Annotated in this window: 1 pseudogene; it reads right to left on the bottom strand. The window is 64.7% G+C overall.

Features of this window, described 5'->3' with window-relative positions:
* A pseudogene (locus tag FQ664_RS26895) lies at positions 1-238 on the bottom strand (TonB-dependent receptor); the annotation flags it as partial.

Here is a 238-nt window from a genome sequence, read left to right as displayed (position 1 = left end):
GCCCTGGTCCAGGCGCACACCGGCGGAGAGGTTGACCAGCGCGTAGCTGGGGATCTGGCCGAAATCGGAGTCGTCGATGGTGCCGACCGCCTTGGAGCGGAAGGCGTAGCTGGCGGTGACGTAGGGTTCGATGTGCTCGCTGGCCTGCCACTTGTACTGGGTATTGAGGTTGGCGATGTACTTGGAGGCGCCGACCACCTGGTGGCCGGACAAATCGCAGGTGGCAGTGGCATTGGCC

The sequence above is a fragment of the Pseudomonas persica genome, assembly GCF_900291015.1.
GTDB lineage: Bacteria > Pseudomonadota > Gammaproteobacteria > Pseudomonadales > Pseudomonadaceae > Aquipseudomonas.
The sequence above is the reverse complement of the archived record's forward strand: the minus strand, read 5'-3'. Positions and strand labels throughout refer to the sequence as shown.